Consider the following 20,559-nt stretch of genomic DNA (forward strand, 5'->3'; position numbering starts at 1 on the left):
TAGTCTCCACACCTTGAACCGCCTCCGACATTGGCGCATGTTTTTTCGCATTTCCTATTCAAATTGCATCGAGATTATTATGAGAAAATCTGCATTTACCCGCCTCAGGCAAATGATGACCCTCGGTCTTGCGGCTTTCCTTGCAAGTACTTCCTTGAACGCTGTTGAGGCTTGCACCGGAATTCGACTGATCGCCGAAGACGGCGGGGTGGTTTATGGGCGAAGCATGGAATGGGGAGCTTTCGACCTCAATTCCCGCGTCGCGATTATTCCTCGCGGATATACGTTTACCGGCACCACCCCCGACGGTGTGAACGGGAAGCGTTGGGCGGCCAAGTACGGCGTTGTCGGGCTGGACATGCTTGAGAAGGATTTCCTTGCCGACGGCATGAACGAGGCGGGCCTCGCCGGTGGCATGTTCTATCATCCGGGCTTCGCGGCCTATCCGGAATATGATGCTGCAATGGCCGAAGAAACCATTACGGCTGTCGACCTTCTGGCCTATGTGCTCACCCAGTTTTCCACCATTGAAGAGGTAAGAAACGGCCTTGAGGATGTTCGGGTGGTCGCCGTCGTGGAAGAGGCAATCGGCATTCCGGTTCAGGCTCACTGGATGGTCGTTGAGCCCTCGGGCAAGTCTCTGGTGATTGAATATGAAAACGGGGACTTGCGCCTGTTCGACAACCCGCTTGGTGTGATCACGAATGCACCTGGCTTCGATTGGCACATCACCAATCTGCGGAACTATCTGAACCTGTCCGCGGTCGCACTTCCGGACAAGAATCTGGAGGATATGAATTTCTCACCGCTTGGTGGCGGCAGCGGCATGACCGGATTGCCGGGTGACTTCACACCGCCATCGCGCTTTGTCAGGGCCGTTGCCTGGACGCAAACAGCGCGGCCAACGGAAAGTGCCGGAGAAGCAACCTACGAGCTCTTGCGAATTCTTGATAACTTCAACGTTCCCCTGGGGGCTGCGGAAGGCTCTAATCAGGCGGCCGAAAATCTCAAAGGCATGCGCAGTTCCACAATCTGGACCACCGCATGGGACCAGGAAAATCGTGACCTCTACTTCCACACGCAACACAATCGCCGGCTTCGGAAAGTATCGCTGAATGAGCTGGACTTTTCAGGCGACGAGATCATCCGCATTCCGCTGGAAATGGAAAAGACGCAAGACGTACTCGACCTGACGCCGGTCAACTGACCGCAAAGGAAAACTGCCGGGATTATCCCCGGCAGCTCATAATCAGCCATACAACTGCTGCTCAGATAATCTCCTCATTCATCAAGCGGTCTTCAGAGGCTGCGATGCCTTCTTGCCGAACACCAGATTTCGAATGTCTGCAGAAATCGCCAGCAGCACCGGTATCAGGATCAGGGTGATCAGCGTTGCGAATATCTCCCCATAGGCCAGGGAAACCGCCGCCGGTATCAGATAGCGGGCCTGCTCCGATGTCTCGCTCATGAGCGGCATCAGACCGACAACCGTCGTTGCCGTGGTCAGAAAGATCGCCTGGAACCGGTCAATGCCACATCGAAGCGTTGCTTCCTCGTGAGCCATACCCTCTTCTCGCGACTGAACGTAGAACGTCATCATCACGAGCGAGTCGTTTACGACCACACCGATGAGGGCCAGAACCCCGAAGAAGGACAGCAGAGAAAACGGCAGGTCCATGATGCCGTGGCCGATCACGGCACCGACGAAGCCGAATGGAACGACCGACATGATGATCACCGGTTTCCAGTATGATTTGAGCGGCACCGCCATCAGAATATAGATGAGCAGACAGGCGACGATGAAGGCTCGCAGGAGCCCACCTCTTGTTTCGCCGATCTGTTCCAGCTCTCCCCCCTGATCGACGGTCAGGCCCGGGTATCTGTCTTCAAGCTCCTGAGTGAAACCGTCGAACAGTGCCTGCACAATTTCCTCCGGCGCAACGATCTCGCGGTTCACATCCGCGCGAACCGTGACGATAAGGTTTCCGTTCCGGCGCTGAATCTGCTCCGACACGTAACGCGGGACGATTTCGGCAACGGAGGACAGCGCGATCCAGTCTCCGTTTTCGCTCTTGAGGCGCAGCGCCATCAGGTCCTCAATCCGGTTCCGGGCTTCAAGCACGTTGCGCACCACAACACGGACTTCAGACGAACCTCGCTGGATACGCTGCGCTTCCCCGCCACCGAATGCATAACCGATCTGGCTTGCAAGACGCTCGGATGTGAAACCGAGAGAGCGCGCTTCCGGCTTCAGTTTGAGACGCAGCTCGGGCTGACCGGTCAGGAATGTATCGCGCACGTTGGAGACACCTTCGAAGGTTGCCAGCCTCTCACGAACCTCAAGGCTGGCCTGCTCAAGCAGCTCCCGGTTTGACCCAATCAGACGGATCTGAAATCCACCTCCAAACTCCTCGAACGCGGAGAATGTCAGGTCGGAAACCCCTTCCAGTGGCCCTACCCGCTGTTTCCACGCCTCGAGAATGGCATTTGTGGTCAGTCCGGGCCGCTCCGCGGATGGGGTAAGCTCCATGTAGAGCTCGGCCGTCGTCGTTCCGCTCACAAAGGCAAACAGGTGCTCGACCGGTCCCTTGCCCTCTGCATTCATCAAGGTTGGGTCGTCCTTCAGCTCAAGACCGGCCTTCTCGATGATTTCGACGTTTTCCCTTGTGAGATGTGCCGGAGCCCGCTGATCCATCTTCAGGGAAACGGAAATCACTTGGCCGGGCACGTTCGGAAAGAAGGTCGACTTGATCTGACCGTTTGCCATCAGGCCGAAGACCAGCGTCGCAACCGCGAAAAACAGAATGAGGACTGCGTATCGGTTGCGCAGCGACCATCTCAGCGCCGGCGCATAGATCCGGTCTCTGAAACTCAGCAACCCACCTTGCGCCACTGATTGGACCTTGCCCCAACCGCGCGCCAGCATGCCTCGGCTTGACGTATCGCCCATCGAGATATGCGCCAGGTGAGCTGGCAGGATGAGCTTGCTTTCAAGAAGTGAAAACAGCAGCGCGAGGATGACGACGCCCGCAAAACTCGCCAGAACCTTGCCGAGAGGATTGTCGATCAGCAGCATGGGGAAAAAGGCCGCAACGGTGGTCAGCACGCCGAACACCGTCGCCATGGAAACACGCTCAACGCCGACTTCGGTCCCCTTCAGCGGGTCGGCGAATTTCTTGCGTTGCTCATGAACGCTCTCTCCGACAACGACGGCGTCGTCCACCAGAATGCCAAGCACAATGATGAAGCCGAACGTGGTGATGTCATTAAGGGAATAATCAATCCAGCCGATTGTTGAAACGGCAAGAGCACCTGCAATGGAAATCGGAATACCCATCGCCACCCAGAACGCCAGTTTCACGTTCAGGAAGATCGCAAGCATCAAGGCAACCAGCAGCAAACCCTGCAAGGCTGAGCTGCTCAAAAGCTGGAGACGGTCCGAAATATAGTCCCGGGAGTTGCCCCAGATGGCAATTTCCACACCATCTGGAAGCCCGTTTCGGGCCTCTTCAACGATCGCTTCGGCAGCGTCCGAAACACGAAGAAGATTGTCTTTCCTGCCGATCAGAACTTCCATTCCGACCGAAGGCATCCGGTTGAACCGGGTCTCGATATCGACTTCCTCAAAACCATCGGTAATGAGTGCAATGTCTCCAAGAAGCGTGGTGGTACCGTCCGGCCATTGAACAATCGGAATGTCCTGATAGTCCCTGAGCGAATAGGCCTGACTGTCCGCCCTCAGCGTAATGTATCCCCCTTCAGTGCGCAGCGTACCGCCTTGAAAATAAAGCGATGCTTCCTGAATGCGGGTCATGACATCGGCAATGGTCAGATCAAGCCGTTCCAGTGTTCCCGGCAGAAACTCAATCGCAATTTCCTGGTCCTGAAGCCCCCAGTTGTTGACCCTGGAAATCTCCGGGCTTGCCAGAAGGTCGGCACGCAGTTCCCGCGCAATGCGTTGCAGCGTTTTCAGGTCCGTTTGTCCGAAAACCTGAACATAGAGCGCCGGAACGTCGAAGTTGTTTGCCTCGATGACCGGGCGGCGCGCATCCTTCGGCAGGTCCCAGATACCGTCGATTTTCAGTCGGACATTGTCGAGCAGCTTTTGCAACGCATAGCCATTGGTCTTCTGGATTGAGACCATGGAAATTCCAGGCTCCGAACTGGAACGGATCGCCTTTACTCCCTCAAGTCCTTCGACGGCCTTTTCAACCTTGCGCGTAATCTGCTCATCAACCTGGGCCGTGTAGGCATTCGGAAGCGACGTCGTCACCGTCACGGTGTCGGCCGGGATCTTCGGAAACCCTTCGATCCGGATCGTCATGAGAGACGTCACACCAACCACCAGAATGAAGACCATCAGCAGGTTGGCAGCGACGGGATTGCGGATGAACCAATTGGTGAGCCAGGTCATGTGCCTGCTCCCGCTTCAACCGGCGCAATCTGCTGCCCCGGCAGATACGCACTCATTGGCAGGGGAACGATCCGAAACGCGTCTTGCAGATCACTTTTGTCCGGAGCTTCAACGATGACTTCGCCATTGTTTCTGAAGAGCGCCGTTGCTTCGAAACGTTGCAGCCGGTCGTTGTCATCCACATACCAGACGAAACCGTTTTGCGTGAGAGCACTTTCCGGGATCTGCAGGGTGGAACCGATGGATCGGCCAGGCAGGGCAACGCGCACAAATTGTCCCGGCAGAACTGACGCGCTGTCTGAATCTTCCACTTCCAGGAACAGCTGGTACCGGCGGGACTTCGGTTCCAGAAACCCGCCACCACGCTTTACCTGAGCCTCTCCGATAGGCTCGCCACCTTCGCTGAACAGGAGTGCCTGAGCTTCATCCCAATCACTCGCAAGCAGTCGCCATTGCTTGGCTGAAAGGGAAACTCTGATGTCCAGTTGGCTGTCGTCAAGCAAGGAGAACAGAACATCTCCGACATTGACGGATTGTCCCGGACTGACGGATCTCTTGGTGATGATTGCGTCAAACGGTGCCCTGATGGTTGTTGATCGCAGATCGAATTCCGCCGCCCCGACACGCGCTTTCGCAGCTGCAACCCTTTGTTCGGCGACACGGACTTCCGGCAAATGAATGGCCATTTCGGGCGGCTCGACGTTCGGATTGACCGCTCGCCAGTCCTTTAGCGCAATATCGCGCTTCTTTTCCCTTTGAAGAAGTTCGAACTCGGCGGTCTTCAGCGAAGAGCGGGCCTCTTCCAGATTTGCAAGGTAAGGCGCGTCCTCAAGGGTCAGAAGAACCGTGTCCTTTGCCACACGGAATCCTCCGAGTGCAGTCGGTGCGACCTGATCCGCAACACCGGAAACCCGTGAACGGAGTTCCACCTGCCAACGCGGAGTAACTTCAGCAAAGACCGAGACAACCCCAGCATGATCTCCAACTATGGCAGACACGTAACTCACAGGGCGCAAGGTTGTTGCCGAGGTATCTTGATTGGCCTCGACCGGGTCTTCCAATGTGCTCACGTATAGGGCGACACCGGCAAGTGTCACCAGTGCCAGCGCGATCCACAGCGCTTTTCTCATATTCAATTCTCCAGGTGACCGGTGGCTGCCTTGCTTCCGGACTTGATCGGGGTCGCCAGGTGGGAAGCGTCTTACCAGCAGGCTTCCTTGAAGGTCGTGATCTTCTGCCAGGTCATGCTCTCACCCGGCTTTCCGTTTTCGCCGATAGTCTGCAAAGACAATTGGGATCCCTTGATCGACGCCCGCAAGTCGTAGACCTTTTCGGTTTCAGGGTCGAGGATCTTGCCTCGCTCCCAGCTCTTGTCTTCACGTGCCCATTCCAGGTTCCAGAGGACCGGCAATCCGCACAACTGCGATTTGTATCGCGCGAGATCCTCATCACTCGAAGCTCCCGGAAGCCCTGCGATGATGCCGCACAGTTTCGAACTTCCCTTTTCGCACGCACCGAGCGCCACAACGATTGTCTTGTCGGAGGTCAGCCAGAATCCTTCTGGCGGCGACTTTGCACTTGCTGGCAATGATGAGAGCACGCTGATCGCAGTAAATGTGAAAACAGCAGCACCAAGCCCCTTGTCGACGAGGTTAAGCATCCAGAACTCCGCTTTGACGAGAATTGATTCTTGTTGTGATTTCGCTCAACCGCGACCAGCTCTGAAGCGCGATTGGCAGCAGCAGTGCAGCTTCCACATATTCCCAGGAATAGCTCGCGATCGAGAAGATTTGCCCGGCAGTTACGCCTTCAATGCCGGCACCCTGAAACAGATTGAACGCAATGAAGCCGATCTGCAGAAGAAAGATCCCTCCATAGAGCACAGCTTCGGTGTCCGAGATCGCAACTTCGTGACGCCGCAAGGCGCGCAAATGGCGGAACACACCAAGGCGCCTTCCGGAGGACAACAAGTCGACCTGCTGTTCGCGCTGCTCGTTGAGCCGCGCATTGAAGGTGTAAAACCGGCTGTGAAAACACGCGTAAACCAGGATCATGCCGATAACGACAATCGCAGACGAGATCCCAAGCCTGATATCGAAATAGATCAGGATGCCGAAACTGACGACGATCTGAATAACCGCTGTGATCAGCGCCGGCGTGTCATGCTCCAGAAAGTCCACCAGTTCCCGGGACATGTCGATCCGGGCACTTCGTTTTGAAACTGGAAGATCTGACGTTCTTCTTTGGAGTTCGGAACCAAGATGCAGCCGAATGGTGCCATAGGCCCGCGTGTCGTATACCCTGCGACCAACTGCAACGAGCCCGAGACTCGCGAGAATGCCGACCATCCAGAAGAGTTCAGACACTCTGCCCGCCAGAAGGCCGTCAATGGTCATGCCGATCAACAGCGGAATAAAGGCGATCAGAGTGTTTTCAACCAGTACGATGCCCCAGGTCAGCGCAATCCGCTGCCGGAACGTGCGCAAAATATAGGGAAGGTCGATTTTGAACTGCATCTTCTACACGTCTCGAAAAGTGGTTTCTGGTATCGGTGATACCTGGATCTGATAGCGTCGAAGCCGCGTGTCATTTGTCGTTGCAACATCAGGGTCGAATGACCGGAATTTAATTTGAGCGAACGATCGTTCACCGCATATAGGTGAAAAATACAAAATTGCCAATGGGCAAGGTGAGAAATCTGAATGAATGAGAAACTTTCACGTGCGGAAACCGCAGACGCCCGCCGGAAACACATCGTGGAAACCGCCGCAATCTGCTTTATCGAGCAGGGATTTCATCAAACCGGAATTCGTGACATCGCCAAACGCGCAGGCGTCTCGCTTGGAAATATCTACAATCACTTCAACGGCAAGACGGAGCTGATCGCCGCAATTGCGACGCTTGAAGCCGACGAGCTGGCGGAGCTTCAGGAGCAATTGACCCAGACGGTGGATCCGCTTGCCGCCCTGGAAATCTTCGTCACGAACTATCTGGCGCTATGCAGTCAGCCGGAATATGCGGCACTGACCATCGAAATCATCGCTGAAGCCGTTCGCAATCCGAAAATCGTGGGTGGATTTCTGGAAAACCGGGAAAGCCTCGTGGCAACCCTCGCCGGACGGATTGTGGCGTCACGAAAAGGCGCGAAGACGGAAAAGGCAATTTCAGAACGTGACTGCGCTGAATTCATACTCGACCTCATCGAGGGACTGGCCATGCGAGCAGTCTTTGCAGGCCGTAAGCCGAGCAAGAAGGAACTATCATCCCTGAAGCAGGCGGTGAAACAGCTGCTTTAAGCAAGTGTTTCCTTTCACTCGATTTTCTGCGGATCAATCCCTACATCGATGAGGCAATTTCTTTTTGTTGAATGTATGTTTCCAAGGGATTTCCGGAACCTTTCAGTCAATGCCTACCATTTATCAGCTCAAATCCAGATTTCAGGATCTGCTTCGCCCCATCTGCAAGAAGCTTGCAGCCGGTGGTATCACAGCCAATCAGGTGACCCTGACGGCGCTGGTTCTGTCCCTGGCGGAAGGCCTTGCCCTTTGGCTGGCTCCAGGCGCAGCACTCCCCCTGTTGCTCCTGCCGCTGGTCCTGTTCATTCGCATGGGTCTGAATGCCATTGACGGAATGCTGGCACGCGAACACGATCAGAAATCCAACCTTGGCGCAATCCTGAACGAACTCGGAGACGTGCTGTCTGACGCTGCACTCTATCTGCCTTTCGCCGCCCTGCCTTTCGTGTCTGGTGAACTGGTGGTCGGCCTCGTGGTTCTTGCGATCATTGGCGAGATGACCGGAGTGATCGGAGTGCAGATTGGAGCCAGCCGCCGCTATGACGGCCCTTTTGGCAAAAGCGACCGCGCAGCTCTCTTCGGCCTCTGCGGCTTTTTCATGGGTTTCGGTCTCACCAACGCCCTGCTTTACCAGATCCTGTTTGCGGTCGGGTTGATACTTTCAGGCGTGACGATTTTCAACCGCGCCCGCAACGCCCTGAAGGAGCTTGAGACACAATGACGTTGCATGCCATCCACTGGGCACTGATCGGTATCTGGACACTTCTGGCGGTCGCTAGCGTAATCGTTTATGCGCTTTCAAAACGTTCAAAAAAGCCGATGACAGAACTGGTGCAGCGTACCCAGAGCTGGTGGGTGATGGTCGCGATTTTCACCATTGCCTTTCTCGTCAGTCACACGATCTCGATCATCGTTTTCGCGCTCATCAGTTTTCTGGCGCTGAAGGAATATTTCTCGATGATCCCGACCCGCCGCGCGGATCGACGTGTGCTTTTCTGGGCCTACCTTTCGATCCCTGTCCAGTATTTCTGGGTCTATGACAGCTACTACGGCATGTTTGCGGTGTTCATCCCGGTTTACATGTTCCTCTTCCTGCCCTTCGCCAGCCTGCTGTCACAACAGACAGACGGATTTCTGCGCTCCGTCGGCACGCTGAACTGGGGCTTGATGCTGTGCGTCTTTTCCATCAGCCATGCCGCATTCCTGCTCATTCTGCCACCAACACCGGGCAACGAAGCTGGCGGCGCGGGACTGCTGTTGTTCCTGATTTTCCTGACACAGTTCAATGATGTCGCCCAATACACATGGGGCAAACTTTTCGGTCGCCGCAAGATCATTCCGGGCGTCAGTCCAAACAAGACCTGGGAAGGTTTTCTGGGCGGGGTTGCCACCACGTTCGTTCTCGCCGTGCTGATCGCTCCGCTAGTTACACCGCTCGATCTGCCTCGTGCTGCGGCTGCCGGCCTTCTCATCGCCGTTGCCGGGTTTGTTGGTGACGTAACCGTGTCAGCACTGAAGCGGGATCTCGGCGTCAAGGACACTGGCAGTCTCATCCCGGGGCATGGCGGAATTCTGGATCGAATCGACAGCCTGACATTCACCGCGCCGCTGTTCTTTCATTTCACGCGTTACTTCTACTATTGAGGTGAACCGACATGCGAGAACACATTACGCCTGCATACTTCGGCTCTTTCTTCAGCAAGGGATATGCACCCTGCCCCGTCAGCCCGGGAACATTGACAGAAACAAGTCTCCTGCCGTCTTCAGGTGTACTGACCGCTCACGTGGTGAAAGCGAGCTGACCGATGCTACAAAAGATGTTCTACATCTTCGTCAAGATCGCTGTGCTGTTCCTGCTGGGTCTGAATGTGCGGCGAAAGGATCTTCTGCCATCGGATGGGCCGGCAATCATCGTTGCCAATCACAACAGCCATCTGGACACAATGGTGCTGATGGCTCTGATGCCGCTTTCAAAACTCAAGGACATCAAGCCGGTCGCAGCTGCCGACTACTTCTTTTCCTCGCCCAAAAAGGCATGGCTGTCGGAGCATGTACTGGGCATCATTCCGGTGGAACGCGGTGGCGCCGGCAGGTCCGAAGATCCTTTGCAGGGATGTTACAAGGCTTTGGAAGACGGCAAGGTCCTGATCCTGTTTCCGGAGGGGTCTCGTGGTGAACCGGAACAGATGACCGACCTGAAGAAGGGCATATCCTACCTCGCAGAGCGGTTTCCGAGTGCGCCAGTCGTACCGGTCTTCACACACGGACTTGGCAAGGCTCTGCCGAAAGGCTCGTTTCTGCTTGTCCCGTTCTTCTGCGACATTTTCATCGGAGAACCAATCACTTGGAAGGGGAACCGGATTCAATTCATGAACAGTCTGAGGGAGCGTTTCGCCCAGCTATCAACGGAAAAGAACTTTGCGCCCTGGGAGTAAAACCCTGGCCGCACTCTGGGGCTTTGCAGAAGCAACACTGTTCTTCATCGTTCCTGATGTTTTTTTGACGAGTGTTGCCTGTCGCTCGTTGAGAAAAGCCCTACTGGCCTGCTTCATCGCCTCTCTTGCCGCCGCTTTGGGCGGCACCTTGATGTGGCATTGCGCCGTCTGGTTTCCGAACCAGGCACATCAGCTGCTGTTACATGTTCCTGGTATCTCAGATGACACATTCGCCCGAGTAGAGCAGCTGCTGCAGGAAGGGCTCTACACCGGCATGCTGCAAGGCGCCTTTTCCGGAGTTCCCTACAAGACCTTCGCCTATTCCGCAGGACAATCAGGCGTCAATCCGGCTGTGCTTTTCCTGCTGACACCATTGGTCCGGTTGCCGCGGTTTCTGTTGCTGACCTGTCTAGCTGGTGGACTGTCGGCATTCATCGGAAACAGACTGTCTTTAGCTGCCAAGCTGGCAATCAGCCTTGCCCTCTGGGCAGTGTTCTACACGTTCTATTTCTCCGCCGTCGGATGGTGACGGTGGCCTGTTTGGCGAGGACATCACCTTGCCGGTATGCATGGACAGCAAAGAACCAGTCCGCCATCCACGCATCATCTCAATTTTTCGAGCCTATTCGGCAGCAGTTTCTTCTGCTTCCGGTCCGGCTTCATCGTCCTTGGCCTCATCTGCAGCCTGCTCGGCCGCCGGCTTCTGAACGTCGAACTTCACTCCAAACGATCCTTCCGGCCAGTCAGCCGTCACTGTGTCCCCGGTCCCGATATCTCCCTTGAGGATCTCCTCCGACAACCTGGCTTCCACCAGGGTCCGGATTTGTCTGCGCAACTCGCGCGCACCGAATTCGGGCAGATACCCCTCCGCGGCGACGTGATCGACCAGACTTTCAGAAAAGCCGAGCGTGATGCCCTGCCCGCGAGCGGCCTGCGCGACCCCTTCCAACCGCAGCCTGACGATCTCCCGAATGTTGTCCTTTGACAGGGAATGGAAAACGATGATCTCGTCCAGCCGGTTCAGGAGTTCGGGACGGAAATAGTGGCGGAGCTTGTCCATGACACCATGTTTCAGGTCGTCGTATTTGGTCGCCGGGTTCGCTGCCAGTTTTTCCTGGATGACTTCCGCTCCGACATTTGAGGTCGCAATGATGATCGTGTTGGAAAAATCGATCATCCGTCCCTTGCCGTCCGTCAGCCGGCCATCGTCGAAGACCTGCAGCATGACATTGTGAACTTCCGGATGGGCCTTCTCGATCTCATCCAACAACACAACGGAATACGGACGCCGGCGCACTCTCTCCGTCAGCTGACCGCCTTCGTCATATCCGACATAACCGGGAGGAGCGCCGATGAGACGCGCCACTGTGTGCCGCTCCATATATTCCGACATGTCAAGCCGTATCATGGCGTTCTCGTCACCATAGACGATTGCCGCGAGCGCCTTGGCCAGCTCGGTCTTGCCGACGCCGGTCGGCCCAAGGAAAAGCATGGTCGCGACCGGGCGGCCACTGGCCTGAAGGCCGGAGCGCGCCAGTCGGACAGCCAGGCTGACGGCCTTCACCGCCTCGTCCTGACCGATCACCCGTTCATGCAGAAGGTCTTCCAGCTTCAGCAGTTTGTCGCGCTCTTCCTCAGTCAGCTCCGACACAGGAATGCCGGTCAGGGAGGCGACCACTTCGGCGACATGAGCCAACTGCACGACGGGAGTCTCACCACCGATCGAGGTTCTCCAGGTGTCCTCCTGTTCGGAAATCTCTTCGCGCAGGGCATCAATCTGTTCATCCAGTTCCTGCGCACGGTCATAATCCTTGTTGGCCTTGGCAGACTCGTGTTCGCGCTCGAGTTTCAGAAGTTCTTCGTCCCTTTCAAGAAGATCCTGGGGCCGCGCTGTGGCACCGATACGAACGCGTGCGGCTGCCGTATCCATAAGATCGATGGCCTTGTCCGGCAGGAAGCGGCTGGTGATATAGCGGCTCGACAGGTCGACAGCCGCCGAGATCGCCTCGTCCGTGATGGTCACCTGGTGATGCGCTTCATATTTGTCCCGCAGCCCCTGCAGGATCATCACCGTTTGCTCGGTGGTCGGCTCCGGCACCAGAACCGGCTGGAAGCGTCGTTCAAGCGCGGCATCCTTTTCGATATGCTTCTGATATTCGTTGAGAGTGGTCGCGCCGATCAGATTGAGGTCCCCGCGCGCCATTGGCGGCTTGATGACGTTGGCAACATCCAGACCACCTTCACCGCCGCCCTGCCCGGCGCCCATGATGGTGTGCAATTCATCGATGAAGACGATAACGCTGTCCTTGTTGGCAGTGACTTCGTCGATGACTTCCTTGAGACGCTCTTCGAACTCACCCCGGTATTTGGATCCGGCCACCATGGAATTGATGTTGAGTTCAACAAGCCGTTTTCCACGCAACTGCTCCGGAACGTCATCATTGACGATACGCTGCGCGAGCCCTTCGATAATCGCGGTCTTGCCCACACCCGGCTCACCGATCAGAACCGGATTGTTCTTGGTACGCCGCGCAAGCACTTCGATGGCCGACCCGATTTCCTTCGATCTGCCGATCACCGGATCCAGATCTCCCCGATTGGCCGCTTCGGTCAGATCCCGTGAGAACTCGTCCAGCTTCGGTGTTTCTGACTGGGGCTTGGAACCGCCTTCCGGTCCCGTACCGACAACCTTCGCTGCTTTCTGGCGCAGGGCCTCTGGTGTCAGTCCATAGGTCTTGAGAACCTGGTTCGCCCGCCCTTCGTCGATATCCATGAGCCCGAGGAACATATGCACCGGGCCGATATAAGTGTTGCCGAACTCGCGGGAAATGCGAAACGCCGACTGCAAGGCCGCCTTGACGCGCGGCGAAACAGTGACCGACTTTTCGCCGTCTTCGTCCTCCGCCTTCTTTTCGTTTTCCTTGAAGAAGTTGTGCTCGATATGCTGTTTCAAGTCCGATGCATTCAGCTTGAAACGTCGGAGAATGTCCTTGACCGAAGGCGTGTTTGCCAGAACGTAGAGCAAGTGCTCCGTATCAATGACGGTGCCGCCCTGCTCATCGACGATCTGGGCAGCGGCCTGAAGCGCTTCGCGCGCCTCGTCGGTCAGGTAGCTTTCAAGATCGACCGCTTCACGATCACCGAAGCCGACATCGTCGCTTCCGCCTGCCTCCCGTGCTGCCATGGCACGCGCGAGGTCCGATAGGCCGCCGGGATCCGACCCGAACATCTGGTCGCCGAAGAGGAGATCCATTGGCGAGGTTGACTGACGGCGCATCGCGAGTTGCTCGTAATGCTCCTGGCACAGTTCAACAACACTCCGGCGTCCGCCCCGGCGCACCTGCGCCCGGTATTCCGCACGTTTGCCGCACACATCGCAATATCCCTGTGCCATGCCACTCTCCTTAAATCCCTGATCCTGTTGGGGATCCTCAACAGCACTCGAAACGTTTCCGATTGGAGCGCCCTCTCATTCAATGAAGAGAGGTTAGGAAAAATGATTGGCAAAGGGAAGGCAGTATCGACGACCAATGCGCGCATCATCCTCCAGTCTCTCAACTCAGAAGAGAGTTGCCGGCAGGATTCGATTTGCTCACGAGCACTGCATTCGTCAGCAGGTGACGTTTTCGACATTTGGCTTTAGCGACATCCCGTGATTGGGCACGCCAAAACAGCGGACAATCAAGGCGCAGAGTGGCTCAGGCCTTGATCGGATACCGGTCAGCTTCCTCAAAGACATCAATCGCCTTGGTTCCAGCCTTGATGATCGCACCGTGCTCGACACCACTTGGGATATCGTAGATCGCGCCCGGACCAAGCGTCCGGGTTTCGCCACCGATGGTGAATTCGATCTCACCATCCAGGACGGTTCCCCATTGGGCCAGATGAGAATGCGGCGGTAGCACCATGTCTTTCTGAAAATCAAAAAAGACAACAAGCCCGGCGTCGGAACGAATAGCATAGCTCTTCACGACATCTTCGGGAAACGGAATATCGAGAGCTGGAAAATTTCGAATAAATTCAGGCAATTGCATAGTATTTCCTTTAGGTGAAAAACCCTGGACGGAAATCACTATACCCTGCCGGATCTAACTTCCCAGAACTTCCTTCACCGTGGTCGCCAACTGTTTCAGCGTGAACGGTTTCGGCAGGAAGTAGAACTGCTCGCCTTCGGGGAGATTTTCCTCAAATGCGTCTTCCGCGTATCCGGAGACGAAGATGATTTTCAGATCAGGACGGGTTTTTCGCAATTCGACCAGCAGTGTCGGGCCATCCATTTCCGGCATCACCACATCGGAAACCACGAGGTCGACCTCACCATCGGTTTCCTCCATCACTTCCAGCGCCTCGTTCCCGGATCCGGCTTCGTAGACCGTATACCCACGTGATGCGAGCGCCCGCGCGCCGAAGGCCCGAACGGCTTCCTCATCCTCGACAAGCAGGATCGATGCGGACCCGGTGAGATCGGCGACCTTTTCCGGCTCAGCCTCTTTGGCCTCCGGCTTCACCTCTTCGACAAATGCCGGGATATGCCGCGGCAGGAACAGCCGGAACGTCGTACCCGCATCCACTTCCGAGGTACAGAAGATGAAGCCTCCGGTCTGTTTGACGATACCGTAAACCGTCGAAAGACCAAGTCCGGTCCCCTTGCCGACTTCCTTGGTGGAGAAGAACGGATCGAAGATTTTCTCCATCACGTCGGGCGGCATTCCGTGACCGGTGTCCTCCACCTCCACCAACGTGTACTCACCCGGAGGCATTCCCCTGGTGTTTTCGAACTGGGTGGATTCAGCTTCCTGCACATTCTTGGTGCGGATTGTCAGGCGCCCGCCGTCAGCCATGGCATCACCGGCATTCACGGCAAGGTTGACGATCACCTGTTCGAGCTGATTGAGATCGGCCATCACCGGCCACAGATCCCGACCATGGATCACCTTCAATTCCACCTTCTCACCAAGCAGGCGGTCCAGAAGGATTGAAAGATCAGCCAACACATCGTTCAGTTCAAGCTGTTGAGGCCGCAGGGTCTGGCGGCGCGAGAACGCCAGCAGCTGCCGCACCAGACCGGCAGCGCGGTTGGCATTCTGCTTGATGTTCATGATGTCCTGGAAGGACGGATCGGTCGGACGATGGCTGGCAAGCAGCAAATCGGAGAAACCGATGATCGCAGTCAGGACATTGTTGAAATCGTGAGCAACACCGCCGGCAAGCTGCCCGATTGCCTGCATCTTCTGGCTCTGGGCGAACTGCGCTTCGAGCGCGCGCTGCTGGGTCGTTTCCAGCGCATAGACAATCGCCGTTTCGCCGTCGCCCTCACCGTCCTGCACAGCGGACACATAGAAAGTCGCCGAACGCGGGTCGTTGCCCTCCACAAGCGGAATATCGATCGGCGCAATCTCTCCGATCCCCTTGGCGGCGGCAGACAGCGCCTTTGACAGTTCTTCCCGTCCGCTATCAGCCACATAGGCTTCCAGTTTCGGGGACTCATCATCGGTATCAATTGCACCGAAGAGCTTGAGGAATGGCGCATTGGTCCGCAGGACCCGGCCTTCCTTGTCCAGCGAGGCGATGGAAATCGGAGTGTTGTTGAAGAAGCGTGCGAAACGGACTTCCGACGCGCGCAATGCCTCCGACGCCTCTTCGCCACGGGAGCGGTTAAGCACCAGCGTGCGGCTGTCTCCGGGCTGCCCGTTTTCGCCAAACGGCACTCGGTGCAGCAACCGAACCGGCAGGCCGCGACCATTCCGGGTCACAAAGTCAAGGTCGAAGGTCTCGCTCTTGACCTCTCCGGCCTGACCTTTCACAGAACGGATCAGCTCCGTTCCATCTCCGCGAACGATCCCGGAGAGATCCAGATCACCTGCATCGAACTGGGCAAGATCATAGCCGAGCCAATCTGCAAGGGTGGCGTTCAGGTATACAATGCGGCCCTCGGCATCACAGGAAAAGAAGCCCGCCGGTGCGTGATCGAGGAAATTGATGACGCGCTGTAGCTCCTGGAAAGAATTCTCCTGTTCGGCCCGGTCGCGCGTGATGTCTGCCAGTTGCCAGACCGCCATCGGCTTGCCGACGCCACGCTCTTTCGAAACCTGAAGCGGACGGACGGACACCCGGTACCAGCGCGCCGTACCTTCCGCCCGGCCAAGAGGAACCGGCATGCGGATCTCTTCCTGGGCACGCCGGCCGTCGCGCATTGCCTGGGAGAGACGGAAAATGGCATCTGCAGCGTCAGGATCTGAGGAAAAGACACGTTCAACAACACGAATGTCGGCGGCACTTTCCGCACCCGTCAAGTCGGCATAGGCTTTGTTGGCATAAACGAGCCGCCCTTCCTTGTCGGTAATGAGCGCTCCGTCTTCCAGCGTATCGACAAAAGCCGAAGCAAGCGGATTGGCTTCGCCCGGGCGCGCAGAAAGACGCAGAAAGCCGATGGCTCCGGCAAACAGGCAGAACACACCGATAACAGCCAGGATTCCGAGCAGCGCAAGTATGAACGGCTGCGCCACTTCGCGATCCATCACCGCAAAGGCAGCAGCCGCACCGACGAGCAGTAGCGCCAGGCCTATAAGCAGGCCAATATTCCCGGACCGCTCCGGCCGGCTGATCATCGGCCCGCTCGGCGCTCCGTCCATGTCACTCATCCGTCCTGTCTCCCCGGCCCGATTCGCTTTACCCAAGGCCGTACTCAAGCATTCTGTGCTTATTACCTAATTTCAACTGATATGAGGCCATGTCCTGTTGAAATTCACCCCTTTACCCAAGGTTCGGACGAACAAGAACCTTTCAACGTCTTATTTGGCCCTCCATGCGGCCCGCTTGCGCATGCGGAAGACGAAGCCGATAACTTCCGCGACAGCTTTGTAATGCTCTTCCGGAACTTCCTGATCTATTTCGACCGTTGCAAACAGCGCCCTTGCAAGCGGTGGATTTTCGACCACGGGCACTTCATTTTCCTTGGCAATCTCACGGATCTTAAGAGCAACCGCATCCGTTCCCTTGGCAAGACAAAGCGGCGCCCCCATGCCTTGCTCATATTTGAGAGCAACCGCGTAGTGGGTCGGGTTGGTAACCACAACGGTTGCCTGCGGCACCGCAGACATCATCCGCTTGCGTGACCGCTCCATGCGCAACTGCCGGATCTTGCCCTTGACCTGAGGGTCGCCTTCCGTCTGCTTGTATTCCTCTTTCACTTCGCGCAGCGACATCTTCTGCTTGTTGAACCATTTGTGGCGCTGGTAGACGAAATCCGCGCCCGCGACCACGGTCATCACCGCCAGAATGGCCGCCAACAGCTGCAGGATCAGCACTCTGGCTTCTGGCAGAATGACGCCGACTTCCGCAAAGATCATGATGTCGGCCTCATCCCGGTGCGGCCACATCACCGCCACCATGATCGCGCCGACAATAGAAATCTTCGCCATGCCCTTGGCGAAATTCACCAGGCTTTCAGACGAAAACAGACGCTTGAAGCCGGAGGCAGGAGAAACCTTCGACAGCTTCGGTTTGATGGTCTCGGCGGTGAGCAACGGCTGATGTTGCACCAGGTTGCCGGCAACCGCCATGATGACCAGCACGATCAACGGCACGCCCACAATCAGCGCGACGGACTGCCCGGTGTCCCGCCACAAAGCCCTCAGCGCGTAACCATCAACCGGAATTTGATGCGCGTGTTCGATGTACCCCTTCATCAGGTCGCCCAGCGAAGCAGCCGTCCCCGGAGCAAAAATTGCAATCATCAGGGTCGCGCCAGCCAGGGTGAACCAGGTGCTCACTTCCTGCGATTTGGGAACGTCCCCCTTGTCGTGCGCTTCTTTCAAGCGCTTTTGCGTGGGGTCCTCTGTCTTTTCCGAGTCGTCGGTATCGTCAGCCATTCTGCAGCGCTACCCTACGATGAACTTGCCGAGCGATTCCTGAAAATGCTCCAGATAGAACATCATCAGGGTCACGATCAGCGCCATGAGCAAAAACAGCCCGACCGCGATGTTCACGGGCATGGCGATGAAGAAGATCTGCATCTGCGGCATCAGCTTGTTCAAAAGCCCGAGGCCAAAATAGAAGACCAGACCAACGACCAGAAACGGCGCACTCATGCGCACCGCGATTGAAAACACATGTGCGACGGTCTCCGTCGCGTTCTGAGAAAAGTCTCCCACCGGCGGTGCAAAGCCAGGCGGAAAGATCGAAAAGCTGTCGTAAAGCGCCGCGATGATCAGGTAGTGAGTGTCGGTCACGAACACCAACGTGATGCCGAGAATAGAAAGAAAATTGCCGTAAAGCGCGCCCTGCTGCCCTTCATTCGCAATGTCGGTCCCAAGAGCAAAGGCGAGACCGGACTGGTTTGCCATGATGACGCCTGCGATTTGCAGGGCAGACGTGATCATGCGCGCGCAAAGACCGATACCGAAACCGATCACAAGCTCCCCTGCCAGCAGGACTAGAAGCTGTGCCAGATTGTCTGTCAGGTTCGCCGGGTACTGCGGTGCCCCGACGGGATAAAGCACCAATGTGACCGCCAGCGCTATCGTCAGGCGAAACCGCATCGGGATGGAGCTTTCTCCCAAGGCCGGCAACAGCATGATCATCGTGCCGAGGCGCGCAAACATCAGCATGAATGCAGCGGCAACATCGGGCAGAAAATCAAGCTGAATGGTCATGTAGTGCTGTGACCTATCCTGTTGTCAGGATCATCTCCGTCACCCGTCCCATGAAAGCTTCAAGCAGCTGGCTCATGAAAGGCAAGGAAATCAGAATCGTAACGAAGATGGCCAGGATTTTAGGAACGAAAACGAGCGTCATTTCCTGGATCTGGGTGAGCGCCTGGAACAGCGCGATAACGACACCGACAAGCAGGCCGACAATCATTGTCGGCCCGGCAACCAGGATCATGGTCCACACGGCTTCGCGTGCAAGATCAAGTACTTCGCCGCCAGTCATTCAGCGCCCCCAAACTGCCGGTTAGATCGGCATCCGCATGATTTCTTCGTAGGCGGAAATAACCCTGTCACGGACAGTCACCATCGTCTCCAGGGCAACCTCGGTTTCTGCGACGGCGGTCACCACATCGACGACGCCGGTCTTGCCTTCGATCATCCCGATGGCCTTGTTGTCAGCCGCCTTCCCCTTGTCGACCACGGTTTCAACCGCTTCCTGGACCATCTGTCCGAAATCGACGCCTTCGCGCTGCGCGCCGACATCTTCAACCGCACGTGCCTGCTGCTGAAGCTTTGCCGCCATCTGGTAGGCATTGTTTGCAATCGATGTTGTAGACATTTCGACCGCCCCCTTCCTTTAAGAACAACTGGGGCTCACGCCCGCAGGATGTCGATTGTCCGCTGCAGCATCCGCCGCGTGCTTTCAATGACGTTCAGGTTTGCCTCATAGGACCGCTGCGCCTCGCGCATGTCGGTCGTTTCGATCAACGTGTTCACGTTGGGAAGCATCACATAGCCATTCTCGTCGGCGGCCGGGTGTCCGGGCATATAGGTCGTTTCGAACGGCGATTTGTCTTCGGCAATTTTGCCGAGCTCCACGACGTCGGCCCCAATTTCCTTGTCGAAATGGTTTTCGAAGGTCGGAATTTTCCGCCTGTAAGGCTCTTCATCAGGGGTACGGCCGGTGGAATTTGCGTTCGCGATGTTCTCAGCGATGACGCGCATACGTCCGTTTTGCGCTTTCAACCCGCTGGCGGAAACGAACAGTGACTTAATCAGGTCCATCTACCTGCCTCCAAATCTGTTTGCGGCGCTCTAAGCATTTTTCGACAGGGCGGTCCGGATCAAGCCGAGCCCTTTCGTGTAGAGGCTCGTTGCCGCCTGGAAGTCCATCTGGTTCTGCGTGATTTTCATCATCTGCTCTTCCAGATTGACCGAGTTGCCGCTGGGTGTGACTTCAAAGGAATCCCGCCTTTCCGTCTTGACGCTACTGGAGCTGGAAATACTGCCGGAAATATGACCTGCCTTGGTGACGTTCGTCGTCACACCAAAGCCCTCGCGCGCAATATGGTCCTCGAACGAATAGGTCTTCACGTCGCGGGACTGGTATCCCGGCGTATCGGAATTGGCGATGTTTTCAGCCAAAACGCCCTGGCGCGTCTGATGCCATTGCATCTTTGATCTGAGCGCCTGAAAAATCGGCAAATCTGTGAAAGCCATTCAGTTCACCATTCGTTAACCCACTAGGCAATGATTGCCGACCAAATGGTTAATGAATGGTTAACGCTTACGTAGCGCCATATCGCAAACCCTTCAAAAACCAGTGGAAGAGCGCAACAATCTTTTGCATTTCGCAAAATGAACACCTTCCGCGACAGGCAAATTTTTCCGCCCTCTGTTAACTTAAAGGCCTAGTGAGATTCGAAGCGAAACAGCAAGCAGCAGCAGCCAGCCTGACAAACGCCATTCGGATACAAGCGGCG

General features: G+C 56.3%; 19 protein-coding genes. 6 read left to right on the top strand and 13 right to left on the bottom strand.

The window, feature by feature from the left end; genetic code table 11:
• Positions 1-79 precede the first annotated feature (79 nt).
• Positions 80-1,207, top strand: coding sequence for a choloylglycine hydrolase family protein (locus ABLO27_RS15790; RefSeq protein WP_353033895.1), 1,128 nt, complete (start codon positions 80-82; stop codon positions 1,205-1,207).
• Between the two features lie 81 nt (positions 1,208-1,288).
• On the opposite strand, the gene ABLO27_RS15795 is transcribed toward ABLO27_RS15790, so the two are convergent.
• The 4 genes from ABLO27_RS15795 to ABLO27_RS15810 all read right to left on the bottom strand — a co-directional run bounded on the left by ABLO27_RS15795 (position 1,289) and on the right by ABLO27_RS15810 (position 6,930).
• Complete coding sequence (locus ABLO27_RS15795; protein ID WP_353033896.1) at positions 1,289-4,414, bottom strand: efflux RND transporter permease subunit; 3,126 nt, start codon at positions 4,412-4,414, stop codon at positions 1,289-1,291.
• Positions 4,411-5,544 (bottom strand): efflux RND transporter periplasmic adaptor subunit, encoded by a 1,134-nt coding sequence (locus ABLO27_RS15800; protein ID WP_353033897.1) that lies wholly within the window; start codon positions 5,542-5,544, stop codon positions 4,411-4,413. Before ABLO27_RS15800 ends, ABLO27_RS15795 begins: the two co-directional genes overlap by 4 nt.
• 71 nt (positions 5,545-5,615) lie before the next feature.
• Positions 5,616-6,074 (bottom strand): DUF2147 domain-containing protein, encoded by a 459-nt coding sequence (locus ABLO27_RS15805; protein WP_353033898.1) that lies wholly within the window; start codon positions 6,072-6,074, stop codon positions 5,616-5,618.
• Entirely contained in the window at positions 6,067-6,930 is an 864-nt protein-coding gene (locus ABLO27_RS15810) for an ABC transporter six-transmembrane domain-containing protein (protein ID WP_353033899.1), read from the bottom strand. The genes ABLO27_RS15805 and ABLO27_RS15810 overlap by 8 nt, the downstream gene beginning before the upstream one ends.
• Before the next feature lie 186 nt (positions 6,931-7,116).
• On the opposite strand from ABLO27_RS15810, the gene ABLO27_RS15815 reads away from it, so the two are divergent.
• The 5 genes from ABLO27_RS15815 to ABLO27_RS15835 all read left to right on the top strand — a co-directional run bounded on the left by ABLO27_RS15815 (position 7,117) and on the right by ABLO27_RS15835 (position 10,674).
• Complete coding sequence (locus ABLO27_RS15815) at positions 7,117-7,710, top strand: TetR/AcrR family transcriptional regulator (RefSeq protein WP_353033900.1); 594 nt, start codon at positions 7,117-7,119, stop codon at positions 7,708-7,710.
• Positions 7,711-7,819: 109 nt separating this feature from the next.
• A complete protein-coding gene (locus ABLO27_RS15820; RefSeq protein ID WP_353033901.1) occupies positions 7,820-8,431 on the top strand; it encodes a CDP-alcohol phosphatidyltransferase family protein in 612 nt (203 codons plus the stop codon).
• Entirely contained in the window at positions 8,428-9,354 is a 927-nt protein-coding gene (locus tag ABLO27_RS15825) for a phosphatidate cytidylyltransferase (RefSeq protein WP_353033902.1), read from the top strand. Before ABLO27_RS15820 ends, ABLO27_RS15825 begins: the two co-directional genes overlap by 4 nt.
• A gap of 161 nt (positions 9,355-9,515) precedes the next feature.
• Positions 9,516-10,145, top strand: coding sequence for a lysophospholipid acyltransferase family protein (locus tag ABLO27_RS15830; protein ID WP_353033903.1), 630 nt, complete (start codon positions 9,516-9,518; stop codon positions 10,143-10,145).
• Positions 10,129-10,674 carry a hypothetical protein gene (locus tag ABLO27_RS15835; RefSeq protein ID WP_353033904.1) on the top strand — a complete coding sequence of 182 codons (546 nt, stop codon included), beginning with the start codon at positions 10,129-10,131 and terminating at the stop codon, positions 10,672-10,674. The genes ABLO27_RS15830 and ABLO27_RS15835 overlap by 17 nt, the downstream gene beginning before the upstream one ends.
• Before the next feature lie 93 nt (positions 10,675-10,767).
• On the opposite strand, the gene ABLO27_RS15840 is transcribed toward ABLO27_RS15835, so the two are convergent.
• The 9 genes from ABLO27_RS15840 to flgB all read right to left on the bottom strand — a co-directional run bounded on the left by ABLO27_RS15840 (position 10,768) and on the right by flgB (position 20,296).
• The gene (locus ABLO27_RS15840; protein ID WP_353033905.1) at positions 10,768-13,539 is read right to left on the bottom strand and encodes an ATP-dependent Clp protease ATP-binding subunit; all 2,772 of its coding nucleotides are present in this window, start codon (positions 13,537-13,539) and stop codon (positions 10,768-10,770) included.
• Positions 13,540-13,843: 304 nt separating this feature from the next.
• Positions 13,844-14,179 carry a cupin domain-containing protein gene (locus tag ABLO27_RS15845; RefSeq protein WP_353033906.1) on the bottom strand — a complete coding sequence of 112 codons (336 nt, stop codon included), beginning with the start codon at positions 14,177-14,179 and terminating at the stop codon, positions 13,844-13,846.
• A gap of 54 nt (positions 14,180-14,233) precedes the next feature.
• The gene (cckA, locus tag ABLO27_RS15850) at positions 14,234-16,786 is read right to left on the bottom strand and encodes a cell cycle histidine kinase CckA (RefSeq protein WP_353033907.1); all 2,553 of its coding nucleotides are present in this window, start codon (positions 16,784-16,786) and stop codon (positions 14,234-14,236) included.
• A 150-nt stretch (positions 16,787-16,936) separates the two neighbouring features.
• Positions 16,937-18,016, bottom strand: coding sequence for a flagellar biosynthesis protein FlhB (gene flhB, locus ABLO27_RS15855; protein WP_353033908.1), 1,080 nt, complete (start codon positions 18,014-18,016; stop codon positions 16,937-16,939).
• 9 nt (positions 18,017-18,025) lie between these two features.
• Positions 18,026-18,799: a flagellar biosynthetic protein FliR gene (gene fliR, locus ABLO27_RS15860; RefSeq protein WP_353033909.1), complete on the bottom strand. Its 774-nt coding sequence runs from the start codon at positions 18,797-18,799 to the stop codon at positions 18,026-18,028.
• 13 nt (positions 18,800-18,812) lie between these two features.
• Complete coding sequence (gene fliQ / locus ABLO27_RS15865; protein WP_297580833.1) at positions 18,813-19,079, bottom strand: flagellar biosynthesis protein FliQ; 267 nt, start codon at positions 19,077-19,079, stop codon at positions 18,813-18,815.
• A 21-nt stretch (positions 19,080-19,100) separates the two neighbouring features.
• Positions 19,101-19,415 carry a flagellar hook-basal body complex protein FliE gene (locus ABLO27_RS15870; RefSeq protein WP_353033910.1) on the bottom strand — a complete coding sequence of 105 codons (315 nt, stop codon included), beginning with the start codon at positions 19,413-19,415 and terminating at the stop codon, positions 19,101-19,103.
• A gap of 35 nt (positions 19,416-19,450) precedes the next feature.
• On the bottom strand, positions 19,451-19,861 hold the full coding sequence (gene flgC / locus ABLO27_RS15875) for a flagellar basal body rod protein FlgC (protein ID WP_353033911.1): 411 nt from the start codon (positions 19,859-19,861) through the stop codon (positions 19,451-19,453).
• A gap of 30 nt (positions 19,862-19,891) precedes the next feature.
• Positions 19,892-20,296 (bottom strand): flagellar basal body rod protein FlgB, encoded by a 405-nt coding sequence (gene flgB, locus ABLO27_RS15880; protein WP_353033912.1) that lies wholly within the window; start codon positions 20,294-20,296, stop codon positions 19,892-19,894.
• Between the last annotated feature and the right edge of the window lie 263 nt (positions 20,297-20,559).

The organism is Roseibium sp. SCP15 (assembly GCF_040329435.1).
GTDB lineage: Bacteria > Pseudomonadota > Alphaproteobacteria > Rhizobiales > Stappiaceae > Roseibium.

Excerpts from the sequence above, each read along its gene's own strand:
- ABLO27_RS15845 (WP_353033906.1), bottom strand. The coding sequence starts at position 14,179 with ATGCAATTGCCTGAATTTATTCGAAATTTTCCAGCTCTCGATATTCCG.
- cckA (WP_353033907.1), bottom strand. The coding sequence starts at position 16,786 with ATGAGTGACATGGACGGAGCGCCGAGCGGGCCGATGATCAGCCGGCCG.
- ABLO27_RS15870 (WP_353033910.1), bottom strand. The coding sequence starts at position 19,415 with ATGTCTACAACATCGATTGCAAACAATGCCTACCAGATGGCGGCAAAG.
- flgC (WP_353033911.1), bottom strand. The coding sequence starts at position 19,861 with ATGGACCTGATTAAGTCACTGTTCGTTTCCGCCAGCGGGTTGAAAGCG.
- ABLO27_RS15825 (WP_353033902.1), top strand. The coding sequence starts at position 8,428 with ATGACGTTGCATGCCATCCACTGGGCACTGATCGGTATCTGGACACTT.
- fliQ (WP_297580833.1), bottom strand. The coding sequence starts at position 19,079 with ATGACTGGCGGCGAAGTACTTGATCTTGCACGCGAAGCCGTGTGGACC.
- ABLO27_RS15790 (WP_353033895.1), top strand. The coding sequence starts at position 80 with ATGAGAAAATCTGCATTTACCCGCCTCAGGCAAATGATGACCCTCGGT.
- ABLO27_RS15840 (WP_353033905.1), bottom strand. The coding sequence starts at position 13,539 with ATGGCACAGGGATATTGCGATGTGTGCGGCAAACGTGCGGAATACCGG.
- ABLO27_RS15815 (WP_353033900.1), top strand. The coding sequence starts at position 7,117 with ATGAATGAGAAACTTTCACGTGCGGAAACCGCAGACGCCCGCCGGAAA.
- ABLO27_RS15810 (WP_353033899.1), bottom strand. The coding sequence starts at position 6,930 with ATGCAGTTCAAAATCGACCTTCCCTATATTTTGCGCACGTTCCGGCAG.
- ABLO27_RS15800 (WP_353033897.1), bottom strand. The coding sequence starts at position 5,544 with ATGAGAAAAGCGCTGTGGATCGCGCTGGCACTGGTGACACTTGCCGGT.
- ABLO27_RS15820 (WP_353033901.1), top strand. The coding sequence starts at position 7,820 with ATGCCTACCATTTATCAGCTCAAATCCAGATTTCAGGATCTGCTTCGC.
- flgB (WP_353033912.1), bottom strand. The coding sequence starts at position 20,296 with ATGGCTTTCACAGATTTGCCGATTTTTCAGGCGCTCAGATCAAAGATG.
- flhB (WP_353033908.1), bottom strand. The coding sequence starts at position 18,016 with ATGGCTGACGATACCGACGACTCGGAAAAGACAGAGGACCCCACGCAA.
- ABLO27_RS15805 (WP_353033898.1), bottom strand. The coding sequence starts at position 6,074 with ATGCTTAACCTCGTCGACAAGGGGCTTGGTGCTGCTGTTTTCACATTT.
- fliR (WP_353033909.1), bottom strand. The coding sequence starts at position 18,799 with ATGACCATTCAGCTTGATTTTCTGCCCGATGTTGCCGCTGCATTCATG.
- ABLO27_RS15795 (WP_353033896.1), bottom strand. The coding sequence starts at position 4,414 with ATGACCTGGCTCACCAATTGGTTCATCCGCAATCCCGTCGCTGCCAAC.
- ABLO27_RS15830 (WP_353033903.1), top strand. The coding sequence starts at position 9,516 with ATGCTACAAAAGATGTTCTACATCTTCGTCAAGATCGCTGTGCTGTTC.